Raw genomic sequence first — 16,916 nt, 5'->3', positions numbered from 1 at the left:
AAACGAAAATCCGTAAGGGATCACCAGCGCTGCTTCAGCAGGTTCGGCTGGATCCCGGCAATGGTCTGCACGTTGCCGTAAACCGGCTGTACGATCCCCGCTTCAAATTCATCACGGAAATATTTGATCGCACTCTGTAACGGCTCTACCGCGCCCGGCGCGTGTGCGCAGAAGGTTTTACCCGGTCCCAGGAAACGACATAATTGCTCTAATGTCTCAATGTCTCCCGGCTGGCCTTCCCCTTTTTCTATTGCGCGCAGAATTTTCACGCTCCACGGCAGTCCGTCACGGCACGGTGTACACCAGCCGCAGGATTCACGGGCGAAAAACTCTTCGAGGTTACGGGTCAGTGACACCATGTTGATTTCATTGTCCACCGCCATTGCCAGCGCCGTTCCCAGACGGCTGCCCGCTTTGCCGATGTGCTCAAAATCCATCGGTAAATCAAGGTGATCCTGTGTCAGAAAGTCGGTTCCCGCACCACCCGGCTGCCAGGCTTTTAAAGTCAGTCCGTCGCGCATGCCCCCGGCGTAATCCTCGAGGATTTCACGGGCGGTGGTGCCGAACGGCAGTTCCCAGACACCCGGATTTTTCACGCGGCCGGAAAAGCCCATCAGTTTGGTACCGGCATCGGTGCTTTTACCTTCACTCAGACCGATATACCACTCTTTGCCGTGTGCCAGAATCGCCGGTACGTTACATAGGGTTTCGACGTTGTTGACACAGGTCGGTTTACCCCAGACCCCGGAACTGGCCGGGAACGGCGGTTTGGAGCGCGGATTGGCGCGGCGGCCTTCCAGGGAGTTAATCAGTGCGGTTTCTTCCCCGCAGATATAACGCCCGGCACCGGTGTGCACAAACAGCTCAAAATCAAACCCGCTGCCGAGGATATTTTTCCCCAGCAGACCGGCGGCTTTCGCTTCTTCAATGGCATGACGCAGATGTTTCGCTGCCTCAATGTACTCGCCGCGCAGGAAAATATAGCCCCGGTATGCTTTCAGGGCGAAGGCGCTGATCAGCATCCCTTCCACCAGCAGGTGCGGCAGTTGTTCCATCAGGAGCCGGTCTTTGTAGGTACCCGGTTCCATTTCGTCGGCGTTACACAGCAGGTAACGGATATTCATGCTCTCGTCTTTCGGCATCAGGCTCCACTTCAGACCCGTGGAGAACCCCGCACCGCCGCGGCCCTTCAGACCCGCGTCTTTGACAAGACTGGTGATCTCATCCGGTGCCATGCCTTTCAGGGCGCGTTCCGCCCCCGCATAACCGTTTTTGCTGCGGTATTCATCCAGCCACACCGGCTGATGGTCGTCGCGCAACCGCCAGGTGAGAGGATGCGTTTCCGCAGTACGGCAAACCGTTTTCACTGTCATGGATACTGCTCCAGTAACGTTTCAATGGCTTCAGGCGTAACGTGACTGTGGGTATCTTCATCAACCATCATGGTCGGCCCTTTGTCACAGTTTCCGAGGCAGCAGGTCGGCAGCAGCGTAAAGCGGCCGTCGGCGGTTGTCTGTCCCGGCTGAATATTCAGTTTGCGCTCGAGTGCGGCCTTGATCCCCTGGTAACCGGTGATGTGGCACACCACGCTGTCACAGTAACGGATCACATGACGGCCGACCGGCTGACGGTAGATCTGGCTGTAGAATGTCGCCACACCTTCCACATCACTCGCCGGAATGCCCAGCACATCGCTGATGGCGTAAATTGCGCCGTCTTCAACCCAGCCACGGTGCTTCTGCACAATTTTCAGCGCTTCGATAGAGGCGGCACGCGGATCTTCGTAATGGTGTTTTTCCGCTTCGATTTCGGCGCGCTCTTCGTCACTCAGCACAAAATCAGGTTGTTTTCCGGCTGGCTGCGCCGCATTCACTGCGCCTTGCAGTGCTTTTTTTGCTTCAGGGTTCAGTTCTTGCATAATCAGCGATCCACATCCGACATTACGAAATCGATACTTCCGAGGTACACAATCAGGTCAGAGACCAGGCTGCCGCTGATCACCGACGGGATCTGCTGCAGATGGGCATAACTTGGTGTACGGATTCGGGTACGGTAACTCATGGTGCTGCCGTCACTGGTCAGGTAGTAACTGTTAATCCCTTTCGTGGCCTCAATCATCTGGAAAGATTCCTGAGCCGGCATCACCGGACCCCATGACACCTGGAGGAAGTGGTTAATCATGGTTTCAATGTGCTGTAACGTGCGCTCTTTCGGCGGCGGCGTGGTCAGCGGGTGATCCGCCTTGAACGGCCCTTCCGGCATGTTTTTCAGGCACTGTTCCAGAATGCGCAGACTCTGACGCACTTCTTCCACTTTCAGCATCACGCGGTCATAGCAGTCGCCGTTGGCGGCAACAGGCACTTCAAAATCGAAATTCTCATAGCCGGAATACGGACGCCATTTACGCACGTCGAAATCGATCCCGGTGGCACGCAGACCGGCACCGGTCACACCCCAGTCGAGGGCTTCTTTCGCGTTGTAAGCGGCCACACCGACGGAACGGCCTTTGAGGATGGAGTTTTTCAGTGCGGCAGTGACATAGGATTCCAGACGTTTCGGCATCCAGTCGAGGAAATCACGCAGCAGGCGATCCCAGCCTTTCGGCAGATCGTGTGCCACGCCGCCGATACGGAACCAGGCCGGATGCATACGGAAACCGGTAATGGCTTCCACCACATCATAAACTTTCTGGCGATCGGTAAAGGCAAAGAAGACCGGCGTCATCGCCCCGGTATCCTGAATAAATGTACTGATATACAGCAGGTGACTGTTAATACGGAACAGTTCTGACAGCATCACGCGGATCACATCCACACGTGCCGGAACTTCAATCCCCGCCAGTTTTTCCACCGCCAGCACATACGGCATCTCGTTGACGCAGCCGCCGAGGTATTCGATACGGTCAGTGTACGGAATGTAGCTGTGCCAGGACTGGCGCTCGCCCATTTTTTCCGCACCACGGTGGTGGTAGCCGATATCCGGCACACAATCGACAATCTCTTCACCGTCAAGCTGAAGGATGATACGGAAAGCACCGTGAGAAGACGGGTGGTTCGGGCCGAGGTTCAGGAACATAAAGTCCTCGTTCTCGTTGCCGCGTTTCATGCCCCACTCTTCCGGTTTGAAGGTCAGCGCCTCCATTTCCAGATCTTCTTTCTGTTTGGTCAGGACAAACGGATCAAATTCCGTTGCCCGCGCCGGGTAATCTTTACGCAGCGGATGCCCTTCCCATGTCGGCGGCATCATAATACGGCGCAGATTCGGGTGTCCGTCGATAATGATACCGAACATTTCCCAGGTTTCGCGCTCATACCAGTTTGCATTCGGGAATGCGGAAATCACCGTCGGCACATGCAGATCGTTTTCACTCAGCGCCACCTTGAGCATGATATCGCGGTTACGCTCAATGGAAATCAGGTGATAAAACACGGAATAGTCCGCCGCAGGCAGACCTTCGCGATGGGTGCGCTGGCGCTCATCCGTCCCGTGCAGATCGAACAGCATCACATACGGTTTCGGCAGCGACTTAAGGTAAAACATCACTTCCAGAAGCTGCTCACGCTTCACCCAGACGACCGGCATCCCGGTACGTGTCGGCTGAACCGTAAATGCGTCAGGACCGAACTTACGGCGCAGCTCCTCAATTACCGGATCATCCAGGTAATCGTGAGTCTGCCACGCGGGACGCTGTGCGGTCTGCGTATTACTTTCTGTCATCATTCTTCACCACAACAGTTGTTCAGGGTTCAATGGACGCAACACATTGCAAATATTGCGCCCGGTGGCCCGAAAGCCTTAAATTTCGTCCGGGGAGCGCAGGTTGGTCACTGCAATCCGTTCACCGCGTTTTCGTTCTTTTTCTGACTGCATATTGGCGCGGTAAACGCCCTGATCACCCACCACCCACGACAGCGGGCGGCGCTCTTTTCCGATAGATTCCTGTAACAGCATCAGCGCCTGCATATAGGCTTCAGGACGCGGCGGGCAGCCCGGGATATACACATCCACCGGAATGAATTTATCCACGCCCTGCACGACAGAGTAAATGTCATACATACCGCCGGAGTTGGCACAGGAGCCCATGGAGATAACCCATTTCGGTTCCAGCATCTGGTCATACAGGCGCTGAATAACCGGGGCCATTTTGGTAAAGCAGGTTCCGGCCACAACCATAAAATCCGCCTGACGCGGGGAGGCACGCAGCACTTCCGCACCGAAACGGGCAACGTCGTGCACCGCCGTAAAGGAGGTCACCATCTCTACATAACAGCAGGAAAGACCGAAGTTATACGGCCACAGGGAGTTTTTACGGCCCCAGTTAACCATATCGTGTAATGCATGCTCGAGTTTCCCCATATACACGCTGCGGTGAACGTGCTGCTCAAGCGGGTCACTAACAACCTCTTGTTTTTGCAGGGGATAACGGTCATTCTCACCGTTTGGATCGATGCGGGTGAGCGTATAATCCATCTTGTGCCTCACTATTGACTACGGTTGATTGTTATTGATTTTGTTCACAACGCTCGGGTGTTTCACCTCGCGGCGCGAACGTGCAGGAGTCCAGTCCAGCGCGCCGATACGTGCCAGATAGAAAAGACCTGCCAATAACACCAGAATAAAGATCGCGGCTTCGGTGAACCCTATCCAGCCCGATTCTCTGACCGAAACAGACCAGGCGAAAAGGTATAAGGCTTCAACATCGAAAATCACGAAAAACATGGCAACCAGGTAGAACTTTGCAGACATCCGCAGACGTGCGCTGCCGACCGAGTCAATACCTGATTCGTAAGGGAGATGTTTGGCGCGTGCTTTTGCACGGCCCCCGAGATAACGGGCGCCCAGCAACATAAATGCACATAACCCGAGAGCACCTAAAAGATAGATGGCAAATGCCCAGTTATGGGCCAGAACTTCAGTGGCTGTTGACATACTCATTGCTTACTCATTAAAGGTGGTGTTGCCTGCCGTACCTGCATACAGCACCACAGCGACACACGAGAGGAACAACTCAGTGGCGGATACAACACTTATCGTGATGAGAAAGCCGGTAACCCGGATTGTTCCCCGCTCTTCCCAATTTTGTTACAAACCGTCAACTTAAGATTAACCCGTTGTGCGACTTTATCGCTAAAACGTGTCAGTAAGTAACTAAATTGAAAATTAACTTTATTATATTAACGGATACATCGCTTTTACTAACCCATTATCTCAGGAAAAACCTGTCTTTCCATCGGCAAACAGGGGCAATATTTTTGATCTCAATCACAGTTTGGCTGAAAATTATTTAACAAATGATTAATTCATAACCATTTCTTAAAACCTGAGAAAACAGGTCAGGTTTTTAACAAAGTTTTATTGCAATGTAATGAGCACTGTTAATTTTGGCAATCACAGAACATGCGTTTTGTTAACATTGTAACAAACAAGTAAACAAAACTGCGATGCGGCGCTTAAAACGGCATCAAAAACCTGAACACGGCGTGATGCTGTTAACATTTATATGATATTTCCGCGTAAGGGGGAGAGGATACAAAAAAGCCGGGGGAAATGATCCCCCGGCTGTGTGTCTGACTGTCACAAATTATGTCAGTCAGGCGTCAGATTATGACAGCGTTACTCCGCTGTTTTGTCATCGTCAACCGGTGTGACAGTATACGGTGTCTTCTTGTTTTCAATGGCCTGATACACCGTCAGCACTGACTCGCTCTGCTCGTCACTGTTGCGGTATAACCAGTACTGAATTTCCGGCAGACGCGGCAGCCCTTCGCTGACGCTCAGAATACGCAGGTCGGCATTCTGCATTTCCAGCGGACGGGCTGTGATCCCGACTTCGGCATTCACTGCTGCGCGGACAGCAGAAAGTGATGCCGCCTCGTAAGCAATCCGCCACTGCACCCCTGCCTCATCCAGGGTTTCAGCCGCGAGATGACGGAACGGGTTGGTTTCGTCCATCACCACCAGCGGAATCGGCTCATTAGGCTGTAACTGGAAATCCGGCGCACAGTGCCACAGCACCGGCGCGGTACGCAAAGCAGTACGCGGGTGATGGGCAATACGCGCAGTGGTCAGCGCCAGGTCAATCTCGTGATTATCCAGCATACCTTCAATGTACTGGCTGCGTTTGATGCGGACATCAACTGCCATACGCGGGTATACCGATGCAATACGGTTGAGTAAGAAAGGCAGCAGTGAGTCAACGGAATCATCGGATGCACCGATGCGTAACTCCCCTTCTGCGTCGTTGTATGCCAGTGATGCGGTGGCATCATCATTTGCCCGCAGGATCTGACGGGCGTAACCTAACAGTTGTAACCCATGGTCGGTCAGTAATTTGTTACGACCATGACGCGCAAACAGTTCGCGCCCGACAAGCTGCTCGAGACGCTGCATTTGCTGACTGACGGCAGACTGGGTGCGGCATACTGCCGCAGCTGCCGCTGCGAAGGTGTTCAGATCCGCGACTGCCACGAACGTCCGCAGCAGATCGAGATCCAGGTTTAACACTGGACGGTTTGAATTTATCATTGTTTTTTCTTCACTAATTTTGATTTTTAATAACTACCTGGTGTTTATTGGCGTGAAAAATTGCTTCGCCAACGAAGACATTACCCTATACATCAGGGTAGAGTAAAACATAACTAACACTAACAAAAATACGTAACTGTGAGTAACTCCATTATGTAATGCTGCATACTAAAACAGCAGACCTGCTATACAAACACACAAATTTTTCGTATCTTACAACACTGTTTTCCGAATATTACGAAATAAGACAATTTGTAACTGACGAAAATGCATGCTGCCAATAAGCCTTGCTGCAATATAAACCCGATTATTCTGCAACTTTAAGGTCAAATACTCTGAAAACCACATTATGCCGTAAAATCCTATTAGTTATACTACTAATAATTACCAGCATCAGGGTTTAATATATAAGAAAAGATTATACAATTTCAACAACTGCTGACTATTTAGTAAAAACACTGTATTACTTTACCAATTATGATCTTCCGATAGATAACTTTACAAAACTCAATACCCCCTCCTCCTACCAGTTGTAAGCTCTGAATTAATCACAATATCAGGCATTATACTCCGCCATATCAATGATTAACCGGCACTCCCGATCCTTTCCAAAACAAATCCTGTTGTTTTTAACCAAAAGACGTTTACTGTCTTCAAAACCCCGTACGGTAAGAGTAGAGTGGGTTATAACGGGTTTTACCTGATAAAATATAAGATTAACGCGCTAAGGTCCTGAACAGATGAATATAATAAAGAAATCCAGCAAACTCGATAATGTCTGTTACGACATTCGCGGGCCGGTGCTCAAAGAGGCTAAACGTCTCGAAGAGGAAGGCCAGAAAGTTCTCAAACTGAATATCGGTAACCCGGCGCCGTTTGGTTTTGATGCCCCGGACGAAATTCTGGTTGATGTTATCCGTAATTTACCAAGCTCCCAGGGTTACAGCGATTCAAAAGGCCTCTATTCCGCCCGTAAAGCCATTGTCCAGTTCTACCAGGAACGCGGCATGCGCGATATGACGGTGGAAGATGTCTATATCGGTAACGGGGTTTCTGAACTGATTGTGCAGTCCATGCAGGCGCTGCTGAATAACGGTGATGAAATGCTGGTACCGGCACCGGATTACCCGTTATGGACCGGTGCGGTCTCCCTCTCCGGCGGTACTGCCGTGCACTATATGTGCGACGAAGAACAGGGCTGGATGCCGGACATTGAGGACATCAAAAAGAAAATCACCCCGCGCACCCGCGGTATTGTGGTGATTAACCCGAACAACCCGACCGGGGCTGTTTACAGCAAAGATTTGTTACAGGAGATTGTCGAACTCGCCCGTCAGAATGACCTGATCATTTTTGCTGACGAAATCTACGACAAAATTCTGTATGACGATGCCGTCCACCACTCTATCGCCGCAATGGCGCCGGATCTGCTGACCGTCACCTTCAACGGCCTGTCAAAAACCTACCGTATCGCCGGTTTCCGCCAGGGCTGGATGGTCCTGAACGGGCCGAAGAAACACGCCAAAGGGTATATTGAAGGGCTGGAAATGCTCGCGTCCATGCGTCTGTGTGCCAACGTGCCGATGCAGCATGCTATCCAGACCGCAATCGGCGGGTACCAGAGCATCAATGAGTTTATTCATCCGGGCGGCCGTCTGTATGAACAGCGCAACAAAGCCTGGGAACTGATTAACCAGATACCGGGCTGCTCCTGTGTCAAACCGATGGGCGCACTCTATATGTTCCCGAAATTTGATGCCAAGCGCTTTAATATTCACGATGACCAGAAGATGATCCTCGACCTGCTGTTACAGGAAAAAGTACTGCTGGTACAGGGTACTGCCTTTAACTGGCCGGAACCGAACCACTTCCGTATCGTGACACTGCCGCGTGAGGATGACCTGGAGATGGCGATTAACCGCTTCGGGCGTTTCCTCTCTCACTACCGTCAGTAATCGTTTCTGCTGTCAGCGGCTTCCCCCGGGAAGCCGTTTTTATTTACATCCCGCCCGGAACACCGCAGAATATCCGCTCTTGTTATCAACAGATTGCTGCCAGGAATGTTGTCTATGAGTTACTTTTTTGCCCACCTTTCCCGTCTGAAACTGATCACCCGCTGGCCGCTGATGCGCAATGTGATTCAGGAAAACGTCTCTGAACACAGCCTCCAGGTGGCGTTTGTGGCACATGCACTGGCCGTGATTAAAAACCGCAAATTCGGCGGCACACTCAATCCGGAAAAAATTGCCCTGCTGGCGATGTACCATGATGCGAGTGAAGTGATTACCGGCGACCTGCCGACACCTATCAAGTATTACAATCCGCAGATAGCTCATGAGTACAAAAAAATTGAGCGCATGGCGCAAAAGAAACTGATTGCCATGATCCCTGAAGAGTTACAGGCGGATTTTGCTCCGCTGATTGATGAAGACGCGCATTCACCGGAAGATGCGGCAATCGTCAAACAGGCCGATGCCCTGTGTGCTTATCTCAAGTGTCTGGAAGAGATAGGTGCGGGTAATACCGAGTTTCATCTGGCGAAAGCGCGGCTGGAAAAAACCCTCGAAGAACGCCGCAGCCCGGAAATGGACTATTTCCGCGACGTGTTTATTCCGGGATTCAGTCTGTCACTGGATGAAATCAGCCAGTAACCGGGCAACTGTGCTTTCATCAGGGCACGCCGTCAGAACGGAAAGAGTAACGGGATCACCGCGATACTGATTGCCATAACCACCAGCGTAAACGGCACACCGATTTTGACGAAATCCCCGAAGGTATAATTCCCCGGCCCGAGCACCAGCGTGTTTACCGGGGAGGAAACCGGTGTCATAAAGGCAGCCGATGCCGCCACGCCCACCACCATCGCAAACGGCAGCGGCGACACCTGCATTTCATGTGCCGCCTGGATAGCAATCGGTGCCATCAGAACCGCTGTCGCGGTATTCGAGATAAACAACCCGATAGTCGCACACAGCACAAACAGGGCGGTCAGCATCACATGCGGGCCCAGATCACCGGCCACGTCCATCAGCCCGCTGACAATCAGCGTGATACCGCCGGTTTTCTGTAACGCCAGCGCAAACGGCATCATCCCTACAATCAGAATGATACTCGGCCAGTGGATTGACCGGTAAGCACTTTCCATATCGATACAGCGGAATTTTCCCATCAGCAGACAGGCAATCAGTGCCGCGATAAAATTCGGGATTTCATTGGTGACCATCATAGCCACCATCAGTGCCAGACAAAACAACGCATGCGGTGCCTGGGATGCAGCAGGTACCACCGCCTCCGCTTCCGCCGCCAGGTTGAGCACTATAAAGTGACGCCGTTTGGTCGCCAGCACGCGGATGATTTTCCAGTCCCCGACCACCAGCAGGATATCCCCGAGCTGCAGCGGCTCATCCACAATGTTGCCGTCAAGGGCGGCCCCGCCCCGGCGCAGACCCAGCACATTCAGCCCGTAACGGGTACGGAAACCGATATCCCGCAGACTTTTGCCGATAAGCTCACTTTCCGGGTTCAGGGAGACTTCCGCCATGCCCACGTTGCGGGAGTGTTCGGAAAAATATTCACCGCGCAGGATCATCGGCTCCAGCATCTGCTCGGCACAAAATTCGCGCAAATCCATATCACTGGCAGACATATCTATCAGCAGCACATCACGGTCACGCAGCTCCATACCGCCGGTCGCACCGACCATCACCCGCCGGAAACGCCGCCAGCGCTCAATCCCCACCACATTCGCGCCATAGCGGGTGCGCAGATGCAGTTCATCCAGCGTTTTGCCGATCAGCGGCGAACCGTTACGGACAGCAAGACGCCGCGCACGGCCGCTCAGTTTGTAGTCGCGGATCAGATCACGAAAGGTACGCCGCACATTGTCCCCTGCTTTTTCCGGCTGTTTGCTGCCCAGCCAGTGACGGGCAATCAGCATATAGCCGACACCGGCCAGCAGGATCAGTAATCCGACAGGGGTAATCGAGAAGAAGTTAAAGCCTTTGATGCCTTCCATTTCCAGGACACTATTCACCACCATGTTCGGCGGTGTTGCCACCAGAGTCATCATGCCGCTGATAAGCCCGGCGAAGCCGAGCGGCATCATCAGCCGCGAAGGGGAGATTTTCATACGTGCGGAGACACTGAGCACGACAGGGATAAAAATGGCCACCACACCGGTCGAACTCATAAACGCGCCGAGCCCGGCAACACTGACCATAAGGAAGACCAGCAGGCGGGTTTCACCGGAACCGGCCACCCGCACCAGCCAGTCCCCCATCTGATAGGCAACCCCGGTACGCACCAGCCCTTCCCCGATCACAAACAGGGCGGCAATCAGCAGAATATTGGGGTCGCTGAAACCGGCGACGGCCTCATTAACCGTCAGCGTACCACTCAGTACGAAAGCGGTGATCACCAGCAACGCCACAACATCCATCCGGACTTTGTTGGTGGTAAATAAAACAATGGCGATAAACAGCAGGGTCAGCACCCACACGAGTTCCGTATTCACCAACGTCCTCTTTCGTCAATGCCCGGACAGCGAACATCCTGTCTCATCGTTTTTGTTAACGCACAGCCCGTTTTCCCTCATCGTCTGATCGGTGCTGTGCAGCGGTGTTCCGGCTGTCAGCCGGGACGGCGGGTCAGTGTTACCGTACCGTCCGCCGCTTTCTCAACCTCAATTTCTGTCAGTGAATCCACCCGCATAGCCAGTTCATCCGTGCGCGGTGTTCCGGCAGGAACATGCACGGCAATTACCTGACAACCGGCATCCAGCCCGGAGAGCAGACCGGCGGTGGCATCCTCAAACACAAAACAGTCGCGCGGCGCCAGCCCCAGCTTTTCCGCGCCCAGCAGATAGGGCTGCGGATCCGGTTTGCCGCGGGTGATATTATCCGCCGTCACCCAGGCATCCGGCTCCGGCAGATTTGCCGCACTGTGCCGCGGACGGGCAATAGCCACAGAACCGGAGGTGACTATTGCCCACGGAATATCAAGGGAGGTCAGACGCGCCAGCAGTACCTGCGCACCGGGCAGATCCGTGACCTGATCACTCTCCCTGATCTCCTGCTCTGTCACCCACGCCAGTTGCGCGGCGATTTCATTCTCATCCGCATCCGGCAGAAAATGGCGGATGGACTCAACCGCCGGTTTGCCGTGAATAAAATGTTTTACTTCATCCTCATCCGCACCGATACGGCGGGCAAACGCCAGCCAGGCACGCTCCACCACATGCAGGGAATCGGCCAGTGTGCCGTCCAGATCAAACAAAAAACCTTTTGCAGTCAGTGCCATGCGTGCCTCGCCGTTACGGATACCGGAATATTATGCGTTAAGGATCTGATTAATTTCCACTTCACTCAGGTGATACTGGCGCGGGCAGTTATGCCATGCACCCAGCATACGGACATATTTATCCCACATCGGCGTCTGGGAGTTAAAGCCGTGGCTGCCGCTGTCAAAGTGGGTATAACGCCCTTCCGTATTTACCAGAAAACGCACATAACTTAAATAACGTGCTTCGGTCGCCGCATCAAAACCTAAGAAGTGGATACGGCGCGGGTCGATATCTTTTGCTTCTTTCAGGTTGTCGAAGGAGATACGCAGTGCGTGGTACATTTCCATCATATCAATCACACGGCGGCAGATTTCTTCCGGCAGCTCGCCGAAATCGCGATCCAGTTCGCGCATCTGCAGCCCGAAGCCGCGCTCAATAATAGTCTGCTGGCGGCGGTAGCGCTCGGCATTATCCGGATCCAGCATAGCCATCATTTTATACTGGTTAGAGAGGATAAGGCGTTGTGCGTTGGTCATTTCCATGGTGTATCTCCTGAAAAAGTAATCCGGGGTATGGTCAGAATCATCGCATTACTCAAATCTATAAGATAGTGAAATACACACCTTTTTTGATCTCAGCGGGGAATTTCGCCCGGGTAATTATACGGAGAGGAAAAACAGGGGGTTACAGAAGCTGAATCGATTAATAAAGGAAGGGGTTCTTCCGCCCGCATAACCGGGCGGAAAACAGCGCAACTTACAGGTCATCCAGAAAAGAGTTATCCAGCTGCTTAAAAGCGCGTTTCAGTAACTCGGCCAGTGCCATATAATCCGGTGTGCCTTCAACCGGCGCAATCGCAATCCCGGCTTCGGCAAATTTTGCACGGATTTCGTAAAACCAGCTGAGCAGCCCGGCCGGTAAAGGCGTGGCGGCGCGCCGTCCCAGCCACCATAACCCCTGCAGCGGCAGCGAGCAGGCAAACAGTGCGGTGGCGACTGCGGGACCTAATGCCCCGCCGAGGGCTATCTGCCATGTCAGGGTAAACACCGACAGCGGCGGCATAAAACGGATACCGAACTGTGTCGATTTTATGACACGATTCTCCGGGAAAACCGGGGCGAGCTGTTTCGCGGCCGGCCAGGTGGCGGCGTAACGTTTACCGAGACGCAGTGCGCGGAACAGACCCGGTTTTGCCGGTGTGTTATCAGGCATTATGACCTCAATCAATAAAAAACATAATAATTAAAATATGGCTACATTCAGTCAAAATATTTTTGTAGGATTAAGTATATTTTGAAATTGCTGTCATCTGCGGGTATGCTACGCCCGTTTAATCACGGTGAAATAATCCTGAGTTAATTATTTTGTCTGATGCCGCCTTTTTCAAGGGCAAAATGTGTGTTTTTACGCCAGCAGGCCTCAGACAACAGATTGCAGCGATGATTTATCGTTCAATATAAAAATTGCATGATGTTAATCATGAACGGCGCTGAAATATTGCGCTACGCTTAGTTAGATTACGTTTTAACCACTGTCTTAATACATAAGACTTATCCACAACAAGATTATAGGTAATTCCATGTCAAGTAAGCTGGTACTGGTACTTAACTGCGGTAGTTCTTCACTGAAATTTGCGATCATTGACCCTACAACTGGTGATGAATATCTGACGGGTCTGGCAGAATGCTTTAACCTGCCGGAAGCACGTATCAAGTGGAAAATGGATGGTGCTAAACACGAAGCACAATTAGGCGCGGGCGCTGCTCACAGCGAAGCACTGCGTTTCATCGTGAAAGATATCATGGGCGACAAACCTGAGCTGTCCGCACAGATCGGCTGCATCGGCCACCGTCTGGTTCACGGCGGTGAGAAATTTGCTCACTCTGTTATCGTCACTGACGAAGTTATCAAAGCAATGGAAGAGTGCTCTGCCTTTGCTCCTCTGCACAACCCGGCTAACCTGTTAGGCGTGGAAGAAGCACTGAAAGCCTTCCCTCACCTGGCTGATAAAAACGTTGGTGTTTTCGATACCGCTTTCCATCAGACCATGCCTGAAGAAGCTTACCTGTATGCCCTGCCGTACAGCCTGTACAAAGACCACGGTATCCGCCGCTATGGTTTCCACGGTACAAGCCACTACTTCGTCAGCCGTGAAGCAGCTAAAATGCTGAACAAACCGGTTGAAGAACTGAACGTAATCACCTGCCACTTAGGCAACGGTGGTTCTGTTGCAGCTATCGTTAACGGCGAGTGCGTGGACACCTCTATGGGTCTGACTCCGCTGGAAGGTCTGGTCATGGGTACCCGTTCCGGTGATATCGACCCGGCTATCATTTTCCACCTGCATGATTCAATGGGCATGAGCGTTGAAGAAATCAACAAAATGCTGACCAAAGAATCCGGCCTGCAGGGTCTGACTGAAGTCACCAGCGACTGCCGTTATGTTGAAGAAAACTACGGTAAACAAGCTGATGCGACCCGTGCAATGAACGTATTCTGCCACCGTCTGGCGAAATACGTCGGTGGTTATGCAACCCTGATGGAAGGCCGTCTGGATGCGATCATCTTCACCGGTGGTATCGGTGAAAACGCAGCGATGGTTCGTGAACACACTCTGGAGAAACTGGCTCTGCTGGGCTTCAAACTGGATCACGAACGCAACCTGGCTGCCCGCTTCGGTAACGCAGGCAAAATCACCACTGACGACAGCAGCATTGCCCTGGTGATCCCGACTAACGAAGAATTAGTCATCGCACAGGATGCAGCCCGTCTGACTGCATAATCTTTGCTCTCCGCCGGCCCCCGCCGGCGGATTTATTTTGAACACCGAATTGTGAAAAAATAAGAGGTTCATGTGTCCCGTACTATTATCCTCATTCCTACCGGCACCAGTGTCGGCTTAAGCAGCGTCAGCCTCGGGGTTGTCCGCTCAATGGAACAAAAAGGCGTCAGCCTGAGTTTCTTCAAACCGGTTGCACAGCCGCGCCGTGCAGGTATTGAAGATCAGACCACCCAGATCTTACGCGCTCACTCTTCCCTGAAGATGGCAGAGCCGCTGGATATGGATTATGTCGAAACCATGCTGACCACCAATCAGAAAGATATTCTGATGGAAGAAATCGTTGCCCGTTACCACGAGCATACTCAGGGTGCGGAAGTGATCCTGATCGAAGGCCTGGTACCGACCCGCAACTACCCGCATGCTCAGTCCCTGAACTACGATATTGCCCAGACTCTGGGTGCGGAAATCGTATTCGTGACAGCACCGGGCAATGACACCGCAGCGGAAATCAAAGAGCGTCTGGAACTGATCCGCAATGAATTCGGTGGCCATAAGAACACCAACATCGCCGGCGTGATCGTTAACAAAGTTAACGCTCCGGTTGATGAGCAGGGCCGTACCCGTCCTGATCTGTCTGAAATCTTTGATGATTCATCCAAAGCCACTATCGCTCACCTGAGCGCAGATGATCTGAAATCCCTGCCTCTGCCGGTTGTCGGCAGTGTACCGTGGAACTTCGAACTGATTGCCACCCGTGCAATCGACATGGCGAACCACCTGGGCGCGAAAATCATCAACGAAGGCGACATCAAAACCCGCCGTGTGAAATCTGTGACTTTCTGTGCACGCAGCATTCCTCATATGCTGGAGCACTTCCGTCCGGGTTCTCTGCTGGTGACCTCTGCTGACCGTCCTGACGTTCTGGTTTCTGCCTGCCTGGCAGCGATGAACGGCGTGGAAATCGGTGCGATCCTGCTGACCGGCGGTTATGAAATCGACGACAGCATCGCTAAACTGTGCGAACGTGCGTTCGAAACCGGCCTGCCAATCTTCACTGTGAACACCAACACCTGGCAGACCTCGCTGAACCTGCAAAGCTTCAGCCTGGAAGTCCCTGCTGATGACCGTGAGCGCATTGAACTGGTTCAGAACTACGTGGCAAGCCACATCGATACCAAATGGATCGATTCCCTGGTTGCGGATTCAGAGCGTCCGAACCGTCTGTCACCACCGGCATTCCGTTACCTGTTAACCGAACTGGCACGCAAAGCGAAAAAACGCGTTGTCCTGCCTGAAGGTGATGAGCCGCGTACTATCAAAGCCGCCGCTATCTGTGCTGAACGTGGTCTGGCGACCTGCGTACTGTTAGGCGATCCGGAAGAAATCCGCCGCGTGGCAGCTGCACAGGGGGTGACTCTGGGCACCGGTATCGAGCTGGTTAACCCGGCTGACATCCGCGAGCTGTATGTTCCGCGTCTGGTTGAACTGCGTAAAAACAAAGGCATGACCGAAGTCGTTGCCCGCGAGCAGTTACAGGACAACGTTGTACTGGGTACAATGATGCTGGAGCAGGATAAAGTTGACGGTCTGGTTTCCGGTGCGGTTCACACCACTGCGAACACCATTCGTCCGCCGTTACAGTTAATCAAAACTGCACCGGGCAGCTCACTGGTATCTTCCGTGTTCTTCATGCTGATGCCTGAAGAAGTGCTGGTCTACGGTGACTGTGCAATCAACCCGGATCCGAACCCTGAACAGCTGGCAGAAATCGCAATTCAGTCTGCTGACTCTGTGAAAGCATTCGGTATCGACCCGCGTGTTGCGATGATCTCTTACTCTACCGGGACCTCCGGCCAGGGTGACGATGTTGAGAAAGTCCGCGAAGCGACCCGCATTGCTCAGGAAAAACGTCCTGACCTGTGCATCGACGGTCCGTTACAGTACGACGCCGCCGTGATGGCTGACGTTGCGAAAACCAAAGCACCAAACTCTCCGGTTGCGGGTAAAGCAAACGTCTTCATCTTCCCTGACCTGAACACCGGTAACACCACTTACAAAGCGGTTCAGCGTTCAGCAGACCTGGTCTCTATCGGACCAATGCTGCAGGGTATGCGCAAACCGGTTAACGACCTGTCCCGTGGTGCGTTAGTTGACGATATCGCATACACCATCGCACTGACTGCTATTCAGGCAGCGCAGGACGAAGCGAAGAAAAAATAAGTTCTGCTGACTGAAAAGTTACAGACCATAATCCCGGCCGGGTTTCCCCGCCGGGATTTTTTTATGTATCCTGTCAAAAAAACCGCCTTGCGGCGGTTCCCTGTATTT

14 protein-coding genes are annotated in these 16,916 nt (G+C 52.6%); 4 read left to right on the top strand and 10 right to left on the bottom strand.

The window, feature by feature from the left end:
- Positions 1-20: 20 nt before the first annotated feature.
- The 6 genes from nuoF to hexA form a co-directional block, all read right to left on the bottom strand.
- Complete coding sequence (gene nuoF / locus GN208_RS09090; RefSeq protein WP_004239866.1) at positions 21-1,373, bottom strand: NADH-quinone oxidoreductase subunit NuoF; 1,353 nt, start codon at positions 1,371-1,373, stop codon at positions 21-23.
- Entirely contained in the window at positions 1,370-1,918 is a 549-nt protein-coding gene (nuoE, locus tag GN208_RS09085; RefSeq protein ID WP_004235157.1) for an NADH-quinone oxidoreductase subunit NuoE, read from the bottom strand. The genes nuoF and nuoE overlap by 4 nt, the downstream gene beginning before the upstream one ends.
- Positions 1,919-1,920: 2 nt before the next feature.
- Positions 1,921-3,717 carry an NADH-quinone oxidoreductase subunit C/D gene (nuoC, locus tag GN208_RS09080; RefSeq protein ID WP_048884237.1) on the bottom strand — a complete coding sequence of 599 codons (1,797 nt, stop codon included), beginning with the start codon at positions 3,715-3,717 and terminating at the stop codon, positions 1,921-1,923.
- A 78-nt stretch (positions 3,718-3,795) separates the two neighbouring features.
- A complete protein-coding gene (locus GN208_RS09075) occupies positions 3,796-4,470 on the bottom strand; it encodes an NADH-quinone oxidoreductase subunit B (protein WP_004235152.1) in 675 nt (224 codons plus the stop codon).
- Positions 4,471-4,488: 18 nt separating this feature from the next.
- The gene (locus tag GN208_RS09070; RefSeq protein ID WP_004235150.1) at positions 4,489-4,935 is read right to left on the bottom strand and encodes an NADH-quinone oxidoreductase subunit A; all 447 of its coding nucleotides are present in this window, start codon (positions 4,933-4,935) and stop codon (positions 4,489-4,491) included.
- A gap of 678 nt (positions 4,936-5,613) precedes the next feature.
- Positions 5,614-6,525 carry a transcriptional regulator HexA gene (gene hexA, locus GN208_RS09065; RefSeq protein WP_004235149.1) on the bottom strand — a complete coding sequence of 304 codons (912 nt, stop codon included), beginning with the start codon at positions 6,523-6,525 and terminating at the stop codon, positions 5,614-5,616.
- A gap of 740 nt (positions 6,526-7,265) precedes the next feature.
- Here hexA and GN208_RS09060 point away from each other — a divergent pair.
- Both GN208_RS09060 and yfbR read left to right on the top strand, forming a co-directional pair.
- Complete coding sequence (locus tag GN208_RS09060; protein ID WP_004235148.1) at positions 7,266-8,480, top strand: pyridoxal phosphate-dependent aminotransferase; 1,215 nt, start codon at positions 7,266-7,268, stop codon at positions 8,478-8,480.
- A 114-nt stretch (positions 8,481-8,594) separates the two neighbouring features.
- The gene (yfbR, locus tag GN208_RS09055; protein WP_004235147.1) at positions 8,595-9,176 is read left to right on the top strand and encodes a 5'-deoxynucleotidase; all 582 of its coding nucleotides are present in this window, start codon (positions 8,595-8,597) and stop codon (positions 9,174-9,176) included.
- 32 nt (positions 9,177-9,208) lie between these two features.
- Here the strand turns inward: yfbR and GN208_RS09050 are convergent, their stop codons facing one another.
- The 4 genes from GN208_RS09050 to yfbV form a co-directional block, all read right to left on the bottom strand.
- A complete protein-coding gene (locus GN208_RS09050) occupies positions 9,209-11,038 on the bottom strand; it encodes an SLC13 family permease (protein WP_015422780.1) in 1,830 nt (609 codons plus the stop codon).
- A gap of 116 nt (positions 11,039-11,154) precedes the next feature.
- Complete coding sequence (locus tag GN208_RS09045) at positions 11,155-11,823, bottom strand: sugar phosphatase (RefSeq protein ID WP_004235145.1); 669 nt, start codon at positions 11,821-11,823, stop codon at positions 11,155-11,157.
- Between the two features lie 30 nt (positions 11,824-11,853).
- Entirely contained in the window at positions 11,854-12,348 is a 495-nt protein-coding gene (locus GN208_RS09040) for a YfbU family protein (RefSeq protein WP_004235144.1), read from the bottom strand.
- Positions 12,349-12,562: 214 nt separating this feature from the next.
- The gene (yfbV, locus tag GN208_RS09035) at positions 12,563-13,018 is read right to left on the bottom strand and encodes a terminus macrodomain insulation protein YfbV (protein ID WP_004235143.1); all 456 of its coding nucleotides are present in this window, start codon (positions 13,016-13,018) and stop codon (positions 12,563-12,565) included.
- Between the two features lie 367 nt (positions 13,019-13,385).
- Here yfbV and GN208_RS09030 point away from each other — a divergent pair, with 367 nt between their 5' ends.
- Positions 13,386-14,588, top strand: coding sequence for an acetate kinase (locus tag GN208_RS09030; protein WP_004235141.1), 1,203 nt, complete (start codon positions 13,386-13,388; stop codon positions 14,586-14,588).
- Between the two features lie 72 nt (positions 14,589-14,660).
- On the top strand, positions 14,661-16,808 hold the full coding sequence (gene pta, locus GN208_RS09025; RefSeq protein WP_004239858.1) for a phosphate acetyltransferase: 2,148 nt from the start codon (positions 14,661-14,663) through the stop codon (positions 16,806-16,808).
- The last annotated feature ends 108 nt before the right edge of the window (positions 16,809-16,916 follow it).

The sequence above is a fragment of the Morganella sp. HSTU-ASny43 genome (assembly GCF_022819185.1).
Classification (GTDB): domain Bacteria; phylum Pseudomonadota; class Gammaproteobacteria; order Enterobacterales; family Enterobacteriaceae; genus Morganella; species Morganella morganii.
The sequence above is the reverse complement of the archived record's forward strand: the minus strand, read 5'-3'. Positions and strand labels throughout refer to the sequence as shown.